At 64.1% G+C, this 20,680-nt stretch carries 18 protein-coding genes; 2 read left to right on the forward strand and 16 right to left on the reverse strand.

Going from position 1 to position 20,680, the window contains the following annotated elements:
* The first annotated feature begins 366 nt into the window (after nucleotides 1-366).
* Entirely contained in the window at nucleotides 367-3,420 is a 3,054-nt protein-coding gene (locus FHG66_RS07915; RefSeq protein ID WP_176556166.1) for a sensor domain-containing protein, read from the forward strand.
* A gap of 52 nt (nucleotides 3,421-3,472) precedes the next feature.
* Here the strand turns inward: FHG66_RS07915 and FHG66_RS07920 are convergent, their stop codons facing one another.
* The 12 genes from FHG66_RS07920 to FHG66_RS07975 form a co-directional block, all read right to left on the reverse strand.
* Nucleotides 3,473-4,222 (reverse strand): sporulation protein, encoded by a 750-nt coding sequence (locus tag FHG66_RS07920; RefSeq protein WP_139076215.1) that lies wholly within the window; start codon nucleotides 4,220-4,222, stop codon nucleotides 3,473-3,475.
* A 514-nt stretch (nucleotides 4,223-4,736) separates the two neighbouring features.
* A complete protein-coding gene (locus FHG66_RS07925) occupies nucleotides 4,737-5,039 on the reverse strand; it encodes a hypothetical protein (RefSeq protein WP_139076216.1) in 303 nt (100 codons plus the stop codon).
* Nucleotides 5,040-5,620: 581 nt separating this feature from the next.
* A complete protein-coding gene (locus tag FHG66_RS07930; RefSeq protein WP_139076217.1) occupies nucleotides 5,621-6,382 on the reverse strand; it encodes an ATP-binding cassette domain-containing protein in 762 nt (253 codons plus the stop codon).
* Nucleotides 6,375-7,439: an ABC transporter permease subunit gene (locus FHG66_RS07935; RefSeq protein ID WP_139076218.1), complete on the reverse strand. Its 1,065-nt coding sequence runs from the start codon at nucleotides 7,437-7,439 to the stop codon at nucleotides 6,375-6,377. Before FHG66_RS07935 ends, FHG66_RS07930 begins: the two co-directional genes overlap by 8 nt.
* Nucleotides 7,440-7,492: 53 nt before the next feature.
* Nucleotides 7,493-8,482, reverse strand: coding sequence for an ABC transporter substrate-binding protein (locus FHG66_RS07940; protein WP_139076219.1), 990 nt, complete (start codon nucleotides 8,480-8,482; stop codon nucleotides 7,493-7,495).
* A 101-nt stretch (nucleotides 8,483-8,583) separates the two neighbouring features.
* Nucleotides 8,584-10,023 carry an ROK family protein gene (locus FHG66_RS07945; protein WP_139076220.1) on the reverse strand — a complete coding sequence of 480 codons (1,440 nt, stop codon included), beginning with the start codon at nucleotides 10,021-10,023 and terminating at the stop codon, nucleotides 8,584-8,586.
* A gap of 3 nt (nucleotides 10,024-10,026) precedes the next feature.
* On the reverse strand, nucleotides 10,027-10,950 hold the full coding sequence (locus tag FHG66_RS07950) for a tagatose-bisphosphate aldolase (RefSeq protein WP_246082511.1): 924 nt from the start codon (nucleotides 10,948-10,950) through the stop codon (nucleotides 10,027-10,029).
* Nucleotides 10,947-11,903 carry an ROK family protein gene (locus FHG66_RS07955; RefSeq protein ID WP_139076221.1) on the reverse strand — a complete coding sequence of 319 codons (957 nt, stop codon included), beginning with the start codon at nucleotides 11,901-11,903 and terminating at the stop codon, nucleotides 10,947-10,949. Before FHG66_RS07955 ends, FHG66_RS07950 begins: the two co-directional genes overlap by 4 nt.
* A complete protein-coding gene (locus FHG66_RS07960; RefSeq protein ID WP_139076222.1) occupies nucleotides 11,896-12,606 on the reverse strand; it encodes a ribulose-phosphate 3-epimerase in 711 nt (236 codons plus the stop codon). Before FHG66_RS07960 ends, FHG66_RS07955 begins: the two co-directional genes overlap by 8 nt.
* Entirely contained in the window at nucleotides 12,603-13,409 is an 807-nt protein-coding gene (locus FHG66_RS07965) for an alpha/beta fold hydrolase (RefSeq protein ID WP_139076223.1), read from the reverse strand. The genes FHG66_RS07960 and FHG66_RS07965 overlap by 4 nt, the downstream gene beginning before the upstream one ends.
* Complete coding sequence (locus FHG66_RS07970) at nucleotides 13,409-14,239, reverse strand: sugar phosphate isomerase/epimerase family protein (protein WP_139076224.1); 831 nt, start codon at nucleotides 14,237-14,239, stop codon at nucleotides 13,409-13,411. The genes FHG66_RS07965 and FHG66_RS07970 overlap by 1 nt, the downstream gene beginning before the upstream one ends.
* Nucleotides 14,239-15,315 carry a Gfo/Idh/MocA family protein gene (locus FHG66_RS07975; protein WP_139076225.1) on the reverse strand — a complete coding sequence of 359 codons (1,077 nt, stop codon included), beginning with the start codon at nucleotides 15,313-15,315 and terminating at the stop codon, nucleotides 14,239-14,241. Before FHG66_RS07975 ends, FHG66_RS07970 begins: the two co-directional genes overlap by 1 nt.
* Nucleotides 15,316-15,469: 154 nt before the next feature.
* On the opposite strand from FHG66_RS07975, the gene FHG66_RS07980 reads away from it, so the two are divergent.
* Nucleotides 15,470-16,690, forward strand: a complete 1,221-nt coding sequence (locus tag FHG66_RS07980; RefSeq protein WP_139076226.1) for an ROK family transcriptional regulator — start codon at nucleotides 15,470-15,472, stop codon at nucleotides 16,688-16,690.
* A gap of 3 nt (nucleotides 16,691-16,693) precedes the next feature.
* On the opposite strand, the gene FHG66_RS07985 is transcribed toward FHG66_RS07980, so the two are convergent.
* The 4 genes from FHG66_RS07985 to FHG66_RS08000 all read right to left on the reverse strand — a co-directional run bounded on the left by FHG66_RS07985 (nucleotide 16,694) and on the right by FHG66_RS08000 (nucleotide 20,528).
* Nucleotides 16,694-17,323, reverse strand: coding sequence for a nucleoside/nucleotide kinase family protein (locus FHG66_RS07985; protein ID WP_139076227.1), 630 nt, complete (start codon nucleotides 17,321-17,323; stop codon nucleotides 16,694-16,696).
* A gap of 176 nt (nucleotides 17,324-17,499) precedes the next feature.
* A complete protein-coding gene (locus tag FHG66_RS07990) occupies nucleotides 17,500-18,240 on the reverse strand; it encodes an SDR family NAD(P)-dependent oxidoreductase (protein WP_139076228.1) in 741 nt (246 codons plus the stop codon).
* A gap of 39 nt (nucleotides 18,241-18,279) precedes the next feature.
* Nucleotides 18,280-19,755, reverse strand: coding sequence for a glycerol kinase GlpK (glpK, locus tag FHG66_RS07995; protein ID WP_139076229.1), 1,476 nt, complete (start codon nucleotides 19,753-19,755; stop codon nucleotides 18,280-18,282).
* 44 nt (nucleotides 19,756-19,799) lie between these two features.
* Nucleotides 19,800-20,528: an RlmE family RNA methyltransferase gene (locus tag FHG66_RS08000; RefSeq protein ID WP_139076230.1), complete on the reverse strand. Its 729-nt coding sequence runs from the start codon at nucleotides 20,526-20,528 to the stop codon at nucleotides 19,800-19,802.
* Between the last annotated feature and the right edge of the window lie 152 nt (nucleotides 20,529-20,680).

A 20,680-nucleotide genomic window follows, 5' to 3' on the forward strand; every position in this document is an offset into this window, starting at 1 on the left:
CCCTGGCCGAGCAGTCAGAAAGCCTGACACCGAACATTTGGCTGGTCAGATCCTCAACACCTCTTGTCGAGATAGCTCATAGGGAGCGAGCCGCCTTGGTCGGTGTCTTTGTGGCGACATCTGCTGGCAATACCATGGGCCTGCCCCAAATTCGTCAAGCTTTTGTGGCATCTGGGCTGTCGACGGTTCTGTTAGGCGCCGCGGCTGTTAAATCGATCATAAGGTCGTTAGCGCAGCATCGCAGTCGAACCGACACCGGGCCTTGCCAGGACAGCAGTCAGCACTTCCATGTCATTGTTTTCCGTCCAGCCATCCCGGTCAGTTCGTTCGCGCACGTTCGCGGTCGCGTCCCTCCGCGTGGATACCATGCTGCGAGCTATTCGCTTCGACCGCGCCATCCTGTTGCAGACCCTGGCCGTGACCACCTTGGCAATTGTGGCAGCCGTTCTGCTGGCCCATGTGACCTTTCCGGCGCTTGTCGGCCTTACCCTGCGCGAGGTTGGCCTCGCTGTCGCAGTAACGGCCGGACTCGTGGCGGCTCCGATCGGGTTCGGTCTCGTGCAGGTGATCCGCTCGGTAACGGTGCACCGGCAGCGTCTTGCGGAACGGGAGGTTCTGCTGGCCCAAGTGCAGCGGTTCGTCGACGTCGGCTACTGGGAGCTCTGCCTAAACACCAGAACCTTTCGACTTTCGGAGACCATGCACGAGTTGCTCGGCGACGCGGGCCACTCGCTACAACTCACCTGCGCTGGACTCCTCCAGATGGCTGTTGCCAAGGACCGTCCGGCCCTTGCCGTAACATTCGAGGAGTTGGCCGCCGGGATTTCTTGTCGGCAAGTCGAATTCGATCTGCAGAGATCCGACGGACGCATCAGAACGTTTCGGTTGATCGGCGCCAAGAAGTTGTCCGGACCGCATCAAAGCCCCAAGGCGTTCGGGGCCATTCAGGACATTACCGAGCAGAGAGAGATGGAGGCCGCCCTCCGCGCGAGCGAAGATCATTACCGTCATGCCGTCGATCTCAATCCACAGATCCCCTGGATGGAGGACGCCCACGGTAACAGCCTTGAGATCTCCCCCCGCTGGGTCGAGCTGACCGGCCTGACCGTCGAAGAGAGCAAGGGAACAAACTGGGTTCACATCCTGCATCCCGACGATTACGAGCAGACCGTGCACCTCTGGGAAGAGGCCTTGCGGCGTGGCTACGACTATGATGTCGAGTACCGCCTTCGGCTGGCCGATGGAACCTATCGTTGGTTCAGGGCTCGGGCTTCGGCGCGAAGAACCGACGAAGGCGAAATCCTCTGTTGGTATGGTACGCTAGAGGACATCCACGAGCGAAAGACGGCGGACATCGCGCTCCGGGCCAGCGAAGCCTTCGCGGCCAGTATTCTGCACGGCAGCACCGACTGCGTCGAAGTCATCGGTCTGGACGGTCTCTTTCAGTACATGAACCCTCCAGGTCGCAAGCTTCTGGACATTGACACTGTTGAACCATTCCTCGACCAAAACTGGACTGACCTGTGGCCACTAAACGACGCGCCACGGATCCGAGAGGCCGTGGATCAGGCGGCGAGCGGGCGGTCAGTCCGCTTCACAAGCTCTCGCCCGACCCACAAGGGTGTGCAGCGCTGGTGGGACGTCTGCCTCTCGCCGATACCTGGCCCCGATGGTCAGCCGGCCCGCCTGCTCTGCACCTCTCGCGATGTCACGGCCAGCCGTGTTGCCCAGGTCGAGCTCGAGCGCGCAAAGGAGGATGCCGAAGCCACCGCCAGAGTGCTGCGCAACGTTCTGGAAAGCACCACGGATAGCGTTCTGATCCTCGATCGCGAATGGGAGATCCGATTCATCAATGAGCGGGCGCGGGCCCTTCTGCTATCCGGCCGGCCAGTCCTGGATCAGCGACTGTGGCAGCTTGCCCCCATGCTCGTGGGCACAGTGTTCGAGGATCGCCTGCGCACGGCTGCAAGCGGCGGAACGGTGGTGAGCTTTGAGGAATACTGTGAGCCCTTGGCCGCGTGGCTCGAAGTGCATGCCTATCCTTCTGCAGCCGGCTTGTCGGTGTTCTTCCGAGACGTGAGCAGCAAACGACAGTCCCTGCACGAACTCGAGTACTTGGCGCATCATGACAGCCTGACAGGCTTGCTCAACCGAGCTGCTCTCAGAAGCCATCTGGACCGAACACTCATTGCCACGTCGCCGGAGTGTCCGACTGCGCTCCTGTTCCTCGATCTCGACGAGTTCAAGTCAGTGAATGACTCATTAGGTCATCAAGCGGGAGATCACCTGCTTCGCCTCGCAGCGTCGCGTCTGCGGACATGCCTGCGGGACACCGACGTGATCGCGCGCTTTGGAGGCGACGAGTTCGCGGTCGTATACTCCGGTTCGAGACATCCCGACGACATAGGCACATTGGCGAAGCGCATCATTGAAGCTCTCAGCAAGCCCTACCCATTCGAGGATCGGCATGTCGTCGTCGGAGCCAGCGTCGGCATCGCCTTGGCGAACAGCGCCGAGGCCGAGGCAGACGACCTCCTGAAACGGGCGGATATAGCCCTTTACAGGGCTAAGTCGGAGGGACGCGGGTGCTTCCGCTTCTTCGAGACCGGAATGGACGACGACGCGGTCAAGAGCCAGGAACTGAGAGCCGATCTGCGAAATGCCTTGAGCGGCGATGAGCTTCGCCTCCGCTTCCAGCCCATCATGAATCTACAAACTTCGGCTGTTGCCGGGTTCGAAGCCCTGTTGCGGTGGCAGCATCCCCGCAGGGGACTGACCTCGCCAGCAGAGTTCATCGGTCTTGCCGAGATGACCGGAGCCATCATCGACATCGATCGCTGGGTTCTGCGGAAGGCCTGTGCGACTGCAGCCCAATGGCCAGGCGACTTGTCGATCTCGGTCAACCTTACGGCTGGCCAGTTCAAGGAGCAGGGTCTTGTTGACGCTGTGGCTACCGCCTTGGTCGAAAGCAATCTCCCTGCCGACCGGCTTCGGCTTGAGATCACGGAGGCAGCGCTCCTCCAGGACAGCGAGAGCGTCCGTGCCATGCTCGCCAGCCTGCGCCAGATGGGAGTGCGGATCTCCATAGACGATTTCGGAACCGGATACTCTTCGCTTGGCTATCTTCGACGGTTTCAGATCGACAACATCAAGATCGACCGAAGCTTCGTGGCTGATCTGAACGGCGACGCCCGAACCACCCCCATCCTCCGTGCTATCACGACGCTCGGTCAGGATCTTGGAATCTCCATCACGGCCGAGGGCATAGAGACCCCTTGGCAGGCAGACCGACTTCAGACCATGGGCTGCCACGAAGGCCAAGGCTTTCACTTCGGTGCTCCACTGGATGCTTTCGAGGTATGCGATTTCATCTCGGCGAACAGGCAGGGACGCCACGTCAGCGCTCTCGTCGAGAGATGAAGCTGCCAATGGTCCCGTCCTGATCACCGCAGGGCACCCTCATGTCGGATGCCTAGAACCTGCCCGCGCGCCGGAGCGAGTTGATAGTCTGGCGCAACTCCGTCGCAAGGTCGAAGCGGTCTGCTTGCGCGTCAAGGACACGGAACCGTCCCGTGCGTTCGTGTCCAGGGACGAAGAAGCCGCCCCGGTTATCGACGGTGAGCAGGACATCAATGCCACCCGGCACCGGATCGAAAGAGATCTCGACCTCCTCGATGTCCCAGTCGCCTCTGCCCACAGGCCGGAAGTCGAACTCCTGCACGAAGGGGTTGGAGCGGCGGGGATTGTACTCGACCTCGGTCTCCACAAGGTGAAAGCCGGCTCGCTCCAGCCCATCAAAGACAGCGTTCATGGCGTGGGTAGGTAGGACCCGGATCGCGTCGGCGTCCCTTGGATCGATGGCACCGGTCACATCAAGGCGTGTCTTGAGGACCGTTGACGTGGTACCAATGGTGATCGGGCACGATGCGGGCAGGCGGATACGGAACGGCAGGTTCACCTTGCTCCCGGCCTCAACGCGCCCAGGCTGGAGTTTAGCCTCGCCCAAGTTGATCTCGGCATAGACCTTGTCATCACCTCGTGTCTCGACACGCGCGCGGGTGACGATCTCGAGGACGACACCGCGGATGTCCTGTTTATGGTCACCGCCGCTGATGCGAATTTCTCCGGCGATCTCACCGCCCGGGACCGCTTCGGATGCGTGCAGGACGGTCTCAACGCTCGCGCCGCCGATGCCGATGCTCCGAAGTATACCTTTGAACATGTAAACCCCCAGTTCGACACCCAGCAGCTATGTACGATTGGGCGCCGTAGAAGAGGGGTAGCGAGCCAAAATCGACTGGTCACAGCCGAAGAACGTTGCTCTTCGGATCTCATCACCACGAGTGTGGGTCGAAGCTGGCTGGCAGAACTGGCTTGCTGACCATTCCGGCCAAAGCCTTCTGCAAGGGATGGCTCTAGAGCCAGCAACCGCCTCCTGATCGTGCATCGCCCGGCTCCTCAGCATAGACGACACGGCCGGCAGAGTGGAGCGGCTGGTTCCCGAGTATGATGCTGTGGTCGATTGGACGACCAAGTAACCTTGGTCGAGAGAGTTGGCCTTGGCTCACGGACCAGCCGGTGCCGCACGGGCTGCCGCAGGCGGAAACCGGTCCCGTGATCGGGATCTGCTCCTGCGCATTGCCGCCCTGAGAGATAGGCGCGATGCGAACGCCATTCCGGCTGGGCAATGCACTGGTGAACTTATGGTTCACGGCCCACCGTCCACGGCTAAAACCTCACGACAGGAGCCAACCGATGACCTTGGTCAGACAGAGCAAGGCACCGCCAAGAATGCAAAGGCCAAAGATGAGACCCGGCAGCAGCCACCAGCCGGCCGGGAAGCCAGCATTCCTTCCGTAGTCAGAGAACTCACCCCTGTTCTGAAACGGCAGTGCATCGTTCGACCAGTTCGCGTTCCATGACGACAGGCCGGTTCGCGATCTGACCGCGGTCTCTCGCTTGAATGAGTGGGTATCGGCCGGTGAGCGTTCCGAAACGTCCTCTGACGCGTCGAAGAGATCCGAGGAGCGAGTCATCATGAAATCCTATGAGAAATGAGGTGACCTTTGCGGAGCATGCCTAACTCCGCTCGGCCAGGGTGGCAGGGACCCAGCGCGACCAGACCCGACGCCTGTCTTCATGCAGCAGGTTGGCAAGGAGTCAGCACATCGGCACTGATTCCGGCCGCTCACGCCTCCATCACCGGTCGATTGGACTAGCGGCTGCTCGCACATCGGATGGTCCTGATTCATTGCGTTCCCGCTCCAGAACCAAGCACGTCGCGCTGTGCGGGCTCGCCGGCTCAGTAGCAACGATGATGGAAAGTCGCTAATCAGCGCTGAATGAAATCAGGGTTTTAGGAGGAAACAGTTTGTCGACGGAAGGGCTGGCGCCTTGTTGCAGCCACGTTCCAGGGACGGCAAACAGCAGCGTGTCGATGCGAAGCACACCTCGCTGATGACACCCGCGCACACCGCCTTCGAGATCAAGCGTGGTTTAGCATTCTTTGTAGATTGGAGGTCGTCGGACGAAGTCCGATCCCGTCCCTTCGATCGGTCTTGGGGTGATCGGCACGGATCAGGTTGCGTTCATTCAGGCGAAGGAGCTGGATTTATTGGGGTCACCCGCCGACCATCAGGCGCACCACCTCTTCATGCGTGGTTTCGCTGATCCGCCTCTCGCCGGCCCGCACGCCACGACGCAGGACGATGATCCGGTCGGACACAGCGAAGATGTCCTGCAGGTTGTGTGAAATGAAGACCACGCCGCGACCCTGAGCCTTGAGTTGGTGGATCAGGGAGATCACCTTGCGCTGCTCGGGCACGCCGAGGGCGGCCGTCGGCTCATCCATGATGAGGACGCGCGCGTTCCAGTAAACGGCCCTGCCTATGGCAACCGCCTGTCGCTGCCCCCCCGAGAAGTTCGAGACCGGTGCATCCATGCGCTTCACGTGGAAGTCGAGAAGCGCCATCGTCTCGCGCGCGGCCTCCGCCATCCTTCTGCGGTCTAGCACCGGGAGGAAGCCCATGGCCTTTCGCATCGGCTCGCGGCCAAGAAAGATGTTGGCTCCGATGGACAGATTGTCGGCCAGCGCGAGATCCTGGTAGATCGTCTCGATTCCCCGCTCGCGGGCTTCCTGAGGGGACGAGAACGTCACCCGCTGCCCGTCCAGTAGGATGTCGCCGCTGGTTGGCTTGTAGACCCCCGAGATCGCCTTGATGAGAGTCGTCTTGCCCGCCCCATTGTCGCCGGCCAGCGCCACGACCTCACCGGGATGAAGGGCCATCGACAGATCCGATAGCGCCTGGACGGGACCAAAGCTCTTGGAGAGATGCCGGACCTCGAGCAAGGGGACGGAAGGCGCCTGAGCCATGTCATTCATTCTGTCGCCCTCCTGCGAAGGACCGCTGCGCCTGGTCTATGAGAACCGAGATGATGATCACCACACCGACCGAGATAAACTGCCAGAACGGCTTTACGTTGACGAAGACCAGTCCGTACTGGATGACCGCGATGACGAAAGAGCCCGCGACGGTGCCGAGGATCGTTCCCGACCCGCCGAACAGGGACGCTCCGCCAATCACGACGGCCGCGACGCAGTCGAGCAGCAGGGGCTCGCCCGCCTGGGCGGCACCAGCGCTGAATCGTGCGGTGTAAAGCACGCCTGCAAGGCCTGCGCAGGCCCCCGACAGAATGTAGAGGCGCAACAAGTGACCCTTGATGTCGATCCCGGCGCGACGCGCAGCCTGCGGATTCGATCCCACGGCGTAATTGTGCTGCCCAAAGCGAGTCTGGCTTAAGACATAATGCATCACCATGACGAAGACGGCGGTCACGATCACGACCCATGGCACGCCGGCAATCCGGCCGTTGCCCAAGGCTGTCAGAAAGGAATTGGTGACCGGTACGGTTGTCCCGCCCGCCAGAAGAAACGCAACGCCCCTCGCCACGCCGAACATGCCCAGGGTCCCGATGAATGGCGGCACCTTGAGGCGGGATACCAGCAATCCGTTCACCGCGCCCGGGACGCAGGCCACCAGGATGCCCACGAGGAATCCCAGAAGAACCGCGAATGGAAGGGGCATGAGCGGGGTGGCCCAGGCGACCACATGGGCGCAGACCACGGCTGCCAGCCCCATGATGAAGCCCATCGACAGATCGATCCCGCCCGAGATGATGACGAACGTCTGCCCTGTCGCGAGAAGCAACGGCGCCACCGCGAAGACCGCGATGGACTGCAGGTTGTAGGCGTTGATGATGAAGGTGCCGCCGTAGGACATGCGTGCCCAGGCCTCGAACACCAGGATCAGCCCGGCCAAGAAGAGCCACGCGCGAAGGTTGGCGATCCGTTGCAGGAGAGTGAGCCGGACATCCGCGTGGTCGGCCGGGGGCGCGACATGAACCGGGGTCGTCCGTTGGATCGAAGGGTCTGAGGTCATGGACGTATCCCGCCAGATGGGGGGCCCGCCTCAAGGACGGACCCCTGTGGGGCTCAGTCGGAATAGATGAACTTAGCAACCTCGGGGTCGCTCACGTTGTCCTTGTTGATGACTGTGAAGCCAGTACCGATGGCGGTCGGGATCGACTGGCCTGTGAGATGGGCGTAGGCCGAAACGACGCCGTAGTAGCCGATCTCGGCCGGATGCTGGGCGATGGCCACGTCCACCAGCCCGGTGTTGATGTTATCCACGATCGAGGTAGGCGCGTCGAAGGCAATCACCCTGACGTTCCCCGTCTGGCCCGCCTGCTGAACGCCGTTTGCCGCCCCGAGGGCCGAGAAGAGGTTCGCCCCGAAGACACCCTTGAGATTCGGATTGCGGGCAAAGACCGCCTGGAGCTGGCTAGCGGCGTTGTTGGCGTCGTTCTCGTTGAACTGGGTCTCGAGCACTTCGACATTGGGAAAATTCTCGGCCATCTCGGCTTTAAAGCCTTCTTCGCGCTGGTCCGTCGTGGAGATGCCGGGGTTCACGTTCGACACGTAAACCTGGCCTTCGCCGCCGATGGCCTCGGCCAGGGCCCTCGCCGCCATGCGTCCGCCCAGCACGTTGTCCGACGCGATGTAGGACAACGGGAAGTCGGCGTCGCCCGAACCGGTCTGGTAAACGCCTGTGCCGATGAAGGTATCAACGGTGATGACCGGGATGCCTGCGTCATGGGCCCGGCGGAGTGGCTCGACGAGTTGGGTTTTGTCCGTCGGCGCTATCAGGATCGCGTCGGGGCCCCGGGCGATCACGGCGTCCAGCACCGGCACCTGCGTCACCGGGTTGAAATCCGCCGCGCCCTGGAACACCAGTTCCACGCCCAAGGCATCGGCCGCGGCCTGCGCGCCGCGCTGCATGGTGATATAGAAGGCGTCAGTCGTCAGGCCGGGAACAAGGGCGATCGTGTATTGCGGCTGATCCTGCGCGAACGTGGCATGCGGCAAGACTCCGGCGGCAAGCGCAGCCATGGCGGCAGCGCCCAGTAGAGAACGGCGTTTCATCGAGTAACCTCCCAGGTTTCAGCGCGCCTGCCGTTTCTGTGCCGGCCCCTGCGCGCTACCGATTCGCGGCCCTTTGATGACAGCCGAGAAGTTTTGTTACATCAAGAAAAAAACTGAAGCGGTGTTCGAAGCGCGTCTCTCGCCCAGGAGAGAACTGCCGGCAGGTCCAAGTCTTTCGTGGTGTCCTGACGCCGCATCGGGAGAAGCCCGGTCGGACCGGCACGATGCGCGAGGTCGATCAGTTCGGGCACGTACTCCAGCCCGGGATGCCCTGCGCCCCGACGCTCTGCCCGTTCGGCATAGCGGCGTCCGATCTCCTCCGGCGGAGCCTCGCACCAGAGCTCGGCGCAGCCGTCCACTCCTGCCGCTTTCACGGCTTCGGCCAAGCGCTCGACCGGCTGGAACCCGAACCAGGCGTCCAGCACGAAGCTCGATCCAGCCGGCGCGTCCCGGATCACGTCGAACATTGCCCGATAGCTCGCACGGCCGAGGGTACGATTGAACGATCGATCACCCGGCGGCAGCGCATCGAGGAACGGCTGCTTCACCGTGTCGAGGCTCAGCACCGGCCAGCCCAGGGCGTCGCCAAGCTGACGGGCCACGGTGCTCTTTCCGCTTGCGGGGACTCCATTGACCAGGACGACGATCTTGCGTTCTGCGCGGGTGAAACGAAGCGCAGCCAGACCCGCCCCGATTACGCCGGCTTCGGGACCCAGCGCGGCAGGTCGTATCGGGGCATCATACCAGGACCGAACCGGCTCGGGCAAACGCTGAAGCGCGGACACAGCTTGGTGTCCCAAGCCCCCGCCCAGGAGGACGAGGTCCGGATTGAGAGCGGCGACAAGGCTGTCGATGGCCTGCCGAAGTGGACCCGCCCAAGCCGTCACGACAGCAGTCGCGACTGGCTCGGGCATGCGGTCAAGCAGATCCTCGATGCGGGTTCCCGGCGGAAGCCCGGCCTCGGCGACATGCCGGGCGAGGCTGCTTCCCGAACTGAACGTCTCGAGGCATCCGCGACGACCACATAGACAGACAGGGCCAGCCGGGTCGGTCACGAGGTGCCCCAGTTGTCCGGCCGTGCCCCTGCCCCGCAGCAGCTGGCCCTGTTCGAGCACCGCGCCGCCGATCCCAGTTCCGACCGTCAGCAGCACCACATTGGCATAGGTCTGGGCCGCACCGATGGACTTCTCTGCCAGCAGCGCCATGGCTGCGTCGTTCTCGATCGCCACGGGCAGACCGGTCGCTTCCTGAACTCGCCCGGCGAACGGCAGAGCCGAAAGATCGACATACCCGCCCGATAAGACGTTGCGCCGCTGGGCATCGACCTGTCCGGGTATGCCCACCCCCACCCCTGCCGTTCGCGCTGTCCGCAGTTCAGCGATCAGTTCAAGACTGTCCGCGAGCACGTCTTCCGAGCCGCGCCGCGTAGGGCGCCAAAGCTCCGACTGGATGACGCCGTCTGCGTCGACACGAGCGGCGCGCAGATGTGTGCCACCTATGTCCAGCCCGATGGCGACCGGGAGGTCAGGATCAGCCGACACGGGTCAAGCCGGTCGATGCCGCGCGATCACGGCCCGCAACTCGTTGACCCGAGGCACCGCCACGTCGGTCAGTCGGCGCCGGGTAGTGGCAGAGTCGAGCGAGATGCAATCCTTCCACAGGGATCGACCTGCGATCACCCCCGAAGCACCGTTCGCCATTGCGACCTCGACCTGGCCCAGGAACGTCGCGTGATCCACTCCGGCCGACAGCACCGCCCAAGGGACATCGCCGGACATCGCGGTGACGGCCGCACAGGCCTCCCGATTGCCGGGATAGGGTATCTTGAGAACCTTGGCGCCGGCATCCAGACAGAGACGCGTACCTCCTTCGATCAGGGCCGGCACCATCGCGACATGCTCCTCGGGGCGTTCTGTCGGGAGGGCGTAGGTCAGGAACTCGACGACGAGCAGCAGATCTTCGGAGGCGAAATCCGCGATGACCCGCCGCAAGGTCAGCAGGTTCTCGCGATTGGCCTCGGGCTGATCGGCCCGGAGATAGATCATGATCTTTCCGCCCGTGCCGCCCAACTCACGCACACGGCGGGCAGTCACTCCGGGCACCAGGGTCGAGATGCGATAGCCTTCAGGGCTGGTGTCCCATCCCGATGCATCGAGGCCGATCAAGAGGCCGGTCGAGCGATGGAGCACGCCACGGTCCACGATGGCCGGTACGGCGCAGATCGGGTCAAGAAGGACGCAGCCGGCTTGGCGCGCAAGATGGCTGGTCACATCCATCTTCACGCGGCCTAACGCTTCGTCAGAGATCGCCTTTTGGGCCTCGGGCGTGGAGGCCAGCAGCTTGCGCATGCTGCCCCGCTGGTCGCAGGCGACCACAAGCATTGCTCCGTCGTCCCCGCAGATCTGCTGGTATCCTCGGCGTTCCGCCGTCGTCATGGGACTTGGCCCGGCTGCTGCAAACTGTGTCACGCGGTCGCTCCTTCGATATCGAGGGCCAGGGCCGCCGCCCCGATCAGGCCCGAATTCTCGCCCAGCCCTGCCTTGAGGACGCGGACATTCCTGAATGCAGCCATGGCTCGCTCCTGAATGCCGGAATGAATGCCCGGCGACAGGAGGTCGAAGGCCTGCGAGACACCACCGCCCATGATGACGGCCTCGGGGCTGAAGAGGTGGATCAGCCCCGTGAAGCCGAGCCCGAGATAGCGCGCCTCGTCATCGAGCAGGCGAAGAGCCAACGCATCGCCCTGGCGGGCTGCAGCCACCACGTGTTGCGCAGACAGGATGTCTGGTGGCTCTGCCGACAGACGGCTGTCCGGGCAAGATGCAACACCCGCACGGGCCGCGCGGCCCAATGCACGGCCCGAAGCCAATGCCTCGAAGCATCCCTGGCCACCACAGGAGCAGACAGGTCCATCCAGCACCACAGGCATGTGGCCCACATGCCCAGCCATGCCGCGACGGCCGCGGAGGACTCGGTCGTCGATGATAACCCCGCCCCCGATACCGGTGCTGACGGTGACATAGACCAGGTGACGGAGGCCCTGCCCTGCGCCATGTCGCCACTCACCGAAGGCGGCAGCGATCCCATCGTTCTCGAGGACGACGGGCAGTCTCATCTGCTTCGTCAGCATGTCGCGCAGGGGAAAGCCGCTCCATCCCGGCAGGGTCGGGATGTCGATGATTGTCCCAGTCCCGCTGTCTAGGGGACCGGGGGAGGCGACCCCGACACCGATGATGTCCAGGGGATCGGCCCGGGCAGTCACCTTCTCCGTGAGGCGCGCGAACTGGCGCAACACGGCCTCCGGCCCACCCGCCACGTCGGTCGGCTCGCTTGCCCGGGCGAGCACGCGCCCGCCCTGAACAAGCGCGACCCGCACCTGAGTGCCGCCCAGGTCGATGCCGATGGCGACCGGGTCAGGCATGCGTGGCTGGGGCAGCCAGACCATGCACCCAGCTGATGCGTCCGGCCAGGTCGGGGTCGTTGAAGGCCAGCGAGCCCATCACGATCGTGTCCGCCCCCGCCGCGCGCAGTCCGGGCACCGTATGCTCCCGGATGCCACCATCTGCAGCCAGAAGCACGGGATGGCCGCTAGCGCTGATCAGGCTGCGGCCGTGGGTCAGCCGGCTTTCGGCATCGGGGTCGAGTCCCTGCCCCTTGATGCCGATGCGAGTGCCCAACAGGGTGAGGACGTCAAGGCGCGACACGAAGGCGCGTGCCGCCTCTACTGGGGTATGTAGTTGCAGGACGATCCCGGTTGCCATCCCGCGGTTCTCCAAAAGATCGAGTGCGGCGACTGCGTTCGCATTCTCCGCGTGGACGCTGATGAGATCCGCGCCGGCTTCAGCAAACTGAGCGACCTGCTCCATCAGGATGGCGTCGGCCACCATCAGATGCACATGAAGCGGCTTGTCCGTTCGTTTCCGCACTGCAGCGACCAGATCGGGGAAGTAGAGCAGCGCAGGCGAGAAATGCCCGTCCGCAACGTCGATGTGATAAAGGTCGACATACTGGTCCACCCGGGCGATCTCGTCCGCCAGATGGACCAAGTCGGCCGACCAAAGGGAGAACTCGGCCAGAAGACGATCCCTAGGCATGGCTCGAAGACGTTCACGGCCGCGGCTCATGCGGGGATCTCCTCCAGGAAGTGGTCAAGGGCGGCGCTGAACTCAGCGCGGTAGCGGTCATGGTTCGTAGCTTTTGGAGTGATCACACCGAGCCTCGCGCCGGGAATCTGCGCGGCCAGCGCCTCTGCGTGCGACATTGGATGGACAGAATCCTGGCCATGGCCGATCACCAGGGTCGGCACGCTCACGGCCGCTACCTCGGACACCGTGACTCCGGGCCCGTCCGCAGCAATTCGGTTGAGCAGAATCGCCGTGGCGGCCGCGGGCTTGCGTCGGAAGAAGCCGCGAAGCGATGCGAGATTGTCGGGCGCTTCAGCCGCCAGACGACGAGCGGTATCGCTGGCCTCGAACTCCGCGAGCGCCTCGTCTGGCGGGAGGCGGGCCAGCAGGCCGCCCACGAGACGGTAGGGCTGCATGTCGGGCGGGGCCGGGTCGTAAAGCCATGCGGGCCGTGCAAGGACTAGGCCGCTGACAAGCTCGGGCCGCTTGATCGCTAGCCGCAGGGCCAGAGCAGCACCCATGGAGATGCCGCCGACTACCACCGGCGCGGGGAGTCTGGCCTCGATGAAGCCTGCAAGATCATCGGCGAAGGTGGCTAGTGAAACGGCTTCGCTCGGCCCCAGCCCAGACCTGCCGTGGCCCCGGCATTCCACAGTGACACCCTGCCAGCCAGACCGGTCCGGGAACACCGCAGCTGTCTGATCGGCATCGCCGCACAGGCCATGCTCGAAAAGCATCGGACGCCCCCCGCCCACAGCATGGACGGCAAGGTCCAGCCCGTCGCGAAAGAAGCTCGCGGCCATCAGGCCGCAGTCTCCAGATAGCCGCGAAGCGTTGCGGCGACGCGAGGGGCTTTGTCAGCCGACAGGCCGTGCGTGATCAGCGCGCCAACGAAGCCCGCTTGGCGAAGCCGCGCGACGAAGCGCGCCATGTCGATGATCCCCGAGCCCACCGCAGCAAAGCCGCCATCGGCGCGCCGATCCTTGGCGTGGGCCAGGATGATGCGATCAGCCAACAGGGCGATTGCTTCATCCACGACGGCTCCGCCACGGAAGCCCGCTTCTGTCTCGAACAGGTTCGCCGGATCGAGCACGATCCCGAGGGCTGGGTGATCCAGGACATCCAGCATCTCGCGAGCCCGCGCGGCCGAACTCACGACGTTGGCCATTTCGGGCTCGACCCCGATCGTCAGACCATGGCGCTCCGCGATCGGAAGCAGAAGACTCATCTCCGCCATGGCGTCGTCCCATGCCGAGGTCGTGGCGTTGTCCGGGTGGTGCCGCCACTGGTCCAGCGGGTCGCGACTTCCGGTGCATACTGTGATCACCGGGCAGCCGATCGCACGCGCAGCTCCGGCGATGGCGGAGAATGCGTTGCGCCCCGCAGCCCGGACCGCCTGATCGGGATGGATCATGTTGTAGGTGGCGGAAACTGCCGAGATCGTGACCCCGGTGGCCAGCACGGCCTGGTGGACCGCCTCCAGTTCCGCCTGCGGGACGACCAAGGGAAGAGCGCCAAGGCCCGAACACGCCATGTTATACTGGACCGTGTCGTATCCTGTCTCCTGCGCGGCCGACAGAACGGCGAGCGGCGTCTCACCCGGAAAGGTCTTGGCGAAGATGCCGACCCGCATCAGACGGGACCCGAGACGTCTGACAGACGAACAGGCCGCCCTGTTTCCGCCGAACGGGCGATGGCTACCATGCCACGGACCGAAGCGACTCCGTCCTTGATGGTGGCGGCGCCCGTGTTTGCCCCGGTGAGGATCGTGTCGGCAAAGGCCTCCAGTTGGCGGCGGTAGAAATGGCCGTCGGCCCCGAGCACCCGGGTCGTGGCCCCCGTGGCCTCGTGGAAGATGTCGACATCGGAGGTCTTATAGTACCAGGGATTGTAGGTCTTTCCCAAGATGGACCCATTCTCTCCGTAGATCTGAAAACCTTCGTGCCAGTCCATGCGAACTGCCACGGTCAGATCTAGGTGCCCCAGGGCCCCGTTCGCGAACGCGACATCCACGAACCAGCAGTATGCGCCGAACCGCTCGGACAAGCGGGCCTCGACCTCGACGATCTCACCCCCGAAGAAGCGGGCCGTGTCCAACAGGTGGCAGCCATGCGCGAGCATGTAGTAGCGCCGGCGGTCCGCCTTAGGGTCTTGGGCTGGCTTCCTGGCCGCACTGCTCCTCACCATCAACGGCTGGACGGCATCGGTCATGGCATAACGGTGCGTCGAGTCGCAGTACCAGGCCTTGAGCGCCAGCAGTTCGCCCATCTCGTCGTGGATGAAGTTCCGCGCGCTCTGAAGACCGGCGTCGAACCGCTTCATGTGACCGATCTGAAGCACCTGCCCGCTGACTTGGACGACCTGGGCCAGTTCTTCCACTTCGTCAACGGCGACGCCGACCGGTTTCTCGCACAGGACGTGCTTGCCGGCGCGAAGGGCAGCCACAGCGGCTGGCACATGGAATGCGTCGGCTGTCGCTATGACGACCGCATCAAGTTCGGGATCGGCCAGCATGGCATCGTAGTCCAGGTAGGTCCGGTCAGGGGTGTGCATGGCAGCCATCCGGGCGACCAGATCGGGAGCCAGATCGCAAATCGCGTGAAGCCGCACGTTGCGGGCCTTGTTTGCGCTCTCCAGATGCGCCGCTTGTGCAATGGGGCCGCAGCCTAGAACACCGACCCGGAGCAGGGGTTCACCCGACGCGTCCATCAGCCCCCTCCCAAGATCCGTAGCAAGGAGGACCAAGGACCTCCTTTGTTTTCTATCTTACAAAAAGAAAGTAATGGCACAATAGGTTTCGAGCTACCCCGGGGTATGCGGATCGCGCAGCACCTCGAGTCAGGCAGCAGCAAACAGGAGCGACATGGCAGACCAGACCATAGCCCGGTCGATCAATGAACGGAGCATCCTCACTCTGTTGCGCCTCCGTGGATCCCTCAGTCGAGCTGGCATCGCGCGTGAACTGTCGCTGACGCCCGCTACGATAACGCGTCTGGTGGCGGATATGGCAAAGAACGGACTGGTTCGCGAAATCGGACATGGACCGGCCAAGGCCCAGGCGCGCGAGCCTGGTCGCCCTGGCGTGCAGGTGGCCCTTGATCCGCGGGGGTCCTACTTTCTCGGAATCGAGATCGGCGTGGGTGTCCTGCGCCTTGCCATCGTCGACTTCGCCGCCCAGCTCGCTCGGTCGGAGGAGCATCCGGTGCCATCTCGGGCCTCTCCGCAGGACGTGGTGAGGCTGATCGGAGAACGCATCCATGCCCTTGAGGCCGATCCCTTTTTCGCAGGTCGGGTCCGGGCCGCCGGAGTCACCGTACCAGGGCTGGTCGCCCACGGAGGCCAGGTCGTCAACCTGCCGATCCTGGGCTGGTCCCAGGTCGATCTCCTGTTGCTGCTGGCCAAGGTCACTCCCCTGTCCGTGACTGTCGAGAACAACGCCAACGCGGCCGCCTTCGGCGCGCTATACGCTCAGCCGTCCCTGCCCACGGTGTGCACGCTTTTCCTCAAACTCGGGGTTGGATGTGGAGGTGCAGCCGTCGTTAACGGCCGTCTGCTGCGGGGGGCGCACGGGACCGGCATGGAGGTCGGCCACCTGCGGGTGAGCGAGCAGGGACCGCGCTGCCACTGCGGTCAAAGCGGATGCTTGGAAACGCGGGTGAACGTGGCTGCGCTGGCGCGTGCTGCCCGAGGGCGTGACGATCTGGATGCTGCGGAACTTGCGCGGCTGCCTGCCGAGGTTGCGGCCGAGGCCAAGCAGGGTAACGGGCGCTCCAAGGCGGCCATCGAGCACCTCTCGCATCACCTCGGGCTGGGGCTCGTCAGCCTCGTGAACCTGTTCAACCCGACCATGATCGTGCTGGGCGGCCTCATGCGCCCGTTGTTGGTTATGACCCTACCCCACCTTCGCGAGATCGTAGCCGACCGCATCATCCCTGGCACGATCACGCCGGACATACTCCTGTCTCCTTTGGACGAAAAAGAATGCGCTATCGGGGCGGCCTGCCTAGCCCATCACAGGGTGTTCGATCCGGCCAGTCTGGACGTGGCGCCCAGCATCCCCCGGGCTGGCCTGACCATCGCATGAGTGTCAGGGCCGCAGCACGAACTGGGCCGGTGCGCTGGCCGACCGGACCATGCGGCCGTTGGGGAGGTCGTTGCCATCCAGCTTCCAGGCGATCTCCTCCTCATTGAGACCGTAACCTTCCCACCTCCTGCGCAAGCGTGCTCTCAAGGTTTCCTCCGGCACGTCGATCATCACGGTCGTGTCGAATAGTGGCCTCAGGCTGTCCCACGGCTCTTGATCGAGCAGGAGGTAGTTGCCCTCGCAGACGATGACACGAACTGAGGCCGGGATCAGGCGGGCACCTGCCCGCGCGATCTCGATGTCGCGATCGAAGACGGGGACCGCCACGGCAGCCTCGTCGTTGGCGCGCAGCCGGAGCAGCAGTTGGCGCAGTCCACCGACGTCGAAGGTGTCTGGAGCACCCTTGCGAGGCCGCAACCCGGCCGGAACGAGATGCAGGTCGTCATAGTGGAACCCATCCATGGGCAGCAGCGCCGCCGTGCCGGGATCGTCGGCGTTCAGCATTTCGACCATGCGTTCAGCCAGTGTGGACTTGCCAGATCCAGGAGCGCCGACGATGGCGCAGATCGTGCGACCGCTCTTTCCCAGCTGGGCAAGGTGTCTGGTCAGGAATTCGGCGTCGATGACGTCCATTGAAGGGTGTCCATGCGGATGATGTTTCCGGCGAGCATGCATTCTTAGGTTCGGCGCAGCAACACGTTCGCTGAAGGACGGCTGCCCACAGAGATAAATGGGTTCTCTGTTGCGGTGCACCGGTTCGCGCGCTGCGTACGATCCGCTGTTCGGACGATGATGGGGCCGCTCAGCGGTCAGTAGGTCGCGCGGCCGCCCGACAGATCGAAGACTGCGCCCGTTGTGAAGCTGTTCTCCTCCGAGCAGAGCCAGCCGATCATCGAAGCGGCCTCGTCGAGTTCCAGGAACCGGCCACGGGGAATCTTGGCCAGCATGTAGGCAATGAACTCTTCGGAAAGCTGGTCGAAGATGCGGGTGCGCGCCGCCGCAGGCGTGACGCAGTTGACGGCGATGTTCTCGCCCGCGTGCTCCTTGCCAAGCGACTTGGTGAAAGCGATGACCCCAGCCTTGGAGGCGGAATAGGCAGCCGCGTTAGGATTTCCCTCTTTCCCAGCGATGGATGCGATGGTGACGATGCGCCCATATCCTTGGGCCCTCATCTGAGGCAGCACCGCCCGGCAGCAGTTGTAGGTTCCAGTCAAGTTGACCTCGATGACGCGCCGCCACTCGGCGGGATCATAATCCAGCACGGTCCCATTCGCCCCTGCGATGCCGGCCGAGGTGACGAGCACGGCGATGGGTCCCATATCTCTTTCGGTTCGTTCGGCCAGAGCCGAAACCGCCTCGGTGTCCGTCACGTCCACCCCATAGGCCCTGCCTCCGATGCGCTGCGCGCTCTCCGCCGCGCGTTCCGCATCCCGGTCCCAGAGAGCGACCTGCGCGCCCGAAGCGGCTAAGCGTTCGGCCACCGCATACCCGATCCCCTGGGCACCGCCCGTCACCACGGCGACGCGTCCTTGCAGGTCATACCGATTCATGCGCCGTCCCTGTTCTGTTCGTTCATGACCCGATCCCCCTCAGCGGTGGCTCAGGGTGCGGCGCACCGCGTCGTCCCATAATGCGATCCTGCGTTCCCGCTCGACGTCACCCATAGAAGGGTCGAAGCGCCGGTCGAGAGCCCAGGTTCGGGCGAACTCCTCCGGCCCTGGCACCACGCCCGCCGCATGGCCGGCGAGCCAAGCCGCACCCAGGGCCGTGGTTTCGCGCACAACGGGGCGATCCACTGGCGCGCCCAGCAGGTCAGCCAGGCGCTGCATGGTCCAGTCCGAAGCGGTCATGCCGCCATCGACCCTCAGCACGGCCCGGGTCGCCCCGGGCCAGTCGCGCCGCATGGCCTCCCACAGGTCGTGCGTCTGGTACGCCACGCTCTCGAGCGCAGCGCGCGCGAACTCGGCCGGTCCGGTGGCGCGGGTCAGGCCGAAGATGGCCCCCCGGGCATCGGGATCCCAGTAGGGTGCGCCCAGACCTGTGAAGGCCGGCACGAGCACCACGTCCTGCTCCGGGTCGGCGGCCTCGGCCAGCGCCTGCGATTCGGCAGCGGTACCGATCAGGTGCAGCCCGTCCCTAAGCCACTGGACAACCGCGCCGGCGATGAAGATCGATCCCTCGAGAGCATAGGTGACCCGGCCATCGAGCTTGTATGCGATGGTGGTCAGAAGTCTCGATCGCGAACGGACGAAGTCGGAGCCCGTGTTGAGCAGGGCAAAGCAACCGGTGCCGTAGGTGCTCTTCATCATGCCCGGAGCAAAGCAGGCCTGCCCGATGGTCGCTGCCTGCTGGTCGCCCGCGACACCGCAAATGGCTAGGTGACCCCCCAGCATCGTCGTGGTCCCGAAATCGCCGGCGCAGTCCCGCACTTCGGGCAGCATGGAGAGCGGCACACCAAGTCGTCGGCAGATCTCCTCGTCCCAGCATCCCCGGCGAATGTCATAGAGCATCGTCCGAGCCGCGTTGGTGGCGTCCGTCGCATGAACGCGGCCTTCGGTCAGCCGCCAGATGAGGAAACTGTCCACCGTCCCGAACAGGAGCTGCCCCGCCTCGGCAGCCTCGCGTGCACCATCGACGTGCTCGAGCAGCCAGGCGAGCTTGGTTCCTGAAAAGTAGGGATCGAGCAACAGTCCGGTCCGGTCGGCGACGGGCTCGGACCAGCCTTCGGCGGCGAGTTCCTCGCAGAAGGGCGCTGTCCGCCGATCCTGCCACACGATTGCATTGTGAATGGGCCGGCCGGTCGTGCGGTCCCAGACCAGAGTCGTTTCGCGCTGGTTGGTGATGCCCAGGGCGGCCACAGCGCCTGGCGAAGTACCGTCAAGCGCCTCGCGGGCCGTGAATAGCGTGGTGGCCCAGATTGCCTCCGGGTCGTGCTCCACCCAGCCCGGCTGTGGGAAATGCTGCGGAAACTCCTTTTGGGCGATGCGGACAGGGCGCAGGCTGCCGTCGAACAGCAGAGCGCGTGAGGAGGTCGTGCCTTGGTCCAGGGCGAGGATATGGGTCATGGTGAGCGCGACTGTGGCGCGGCACACAACCCTCGCGCAAGGGCTCACGCTTGAGCGGGGCGTCCGCGAAAGCCGCTGGCGACCACGAACTTCTCGGACGAGTCCGAGCGCGAGGCCGGCGGCTTCACGTTCTCGACCTTGGTGAAAGCCTGCTTGAGCCGCTTCTGAAGGTCGCCTTCTGCCCCTCCGGCAAGAACCTTGGCGACGAAGGTGCCGCCCGGAGACAGCACATCGAAGGCCAGCTCGGCTGCGGCTTCGCAAAGCGCGATGATCCGTATGTGGTCGGTCTGCTTGTGACCGGATGCAGAGGCGGCCATGTCCGACATGACCACGTCGGCCTGCCCACCCAGCCATTCCTTGACCTTCTCGTCGGCGTCGTCGCTCAGGAAGTCCAGTTGATGGATCTCGGCCCCCGGCACGGGATCCACCTCCTGCAGGTCGAGGCCGAGCACACGGCCCCGCGGCTTGTTCGCCTTCTCGCCCAAGGCGTTCACGCGTGGAACGGCCACCTGGGCCCACCCTCCAGGCGCGCTACCGAGATCAACTACCCGAGCACCCGGAACGAGGAAACGGAACTTGTCGTCGAGTTCAATCAGCTTGAACGCGGCGCGGCCGCGATAGCCTTCGGACTTGGCCCGGCTCACGTAGGGGTCGTTCAGTTGCCGTTCCAACCAAAGGGTCGAGGACAACTTGCGCCCTTTGGCAGTCTTGACCTTGACCGTGAGGTCCCGCTGGCCGCGTCCCGAACTGCCCTTTACGGGTGTCTTGCCCATGTCATGCCCCGTTCTCCAAAGACGCTATATGGGCCGCGCCGCCGAGAAAGGGAACCCGCCTGGAAAGGTGACAAGTGATGGGCCACGTGCCTGCTTGGGACGGTGCCGCGATGCAAGGGAGCGTCGTTTTGGGCTATGAACTCCTGCATGGT

Origin of the sequence: Rubellimicrobium rubrum, from assembly GCF_006152115.1 — a bacterium.
Classification (GTDB): Bacteria; Pseudomonadota; Alphaproteobacteria; order Rhodobacterales; family Rhodobacteraceae; genus Rubellimicrobium; species Rubellimicrobium rubrum.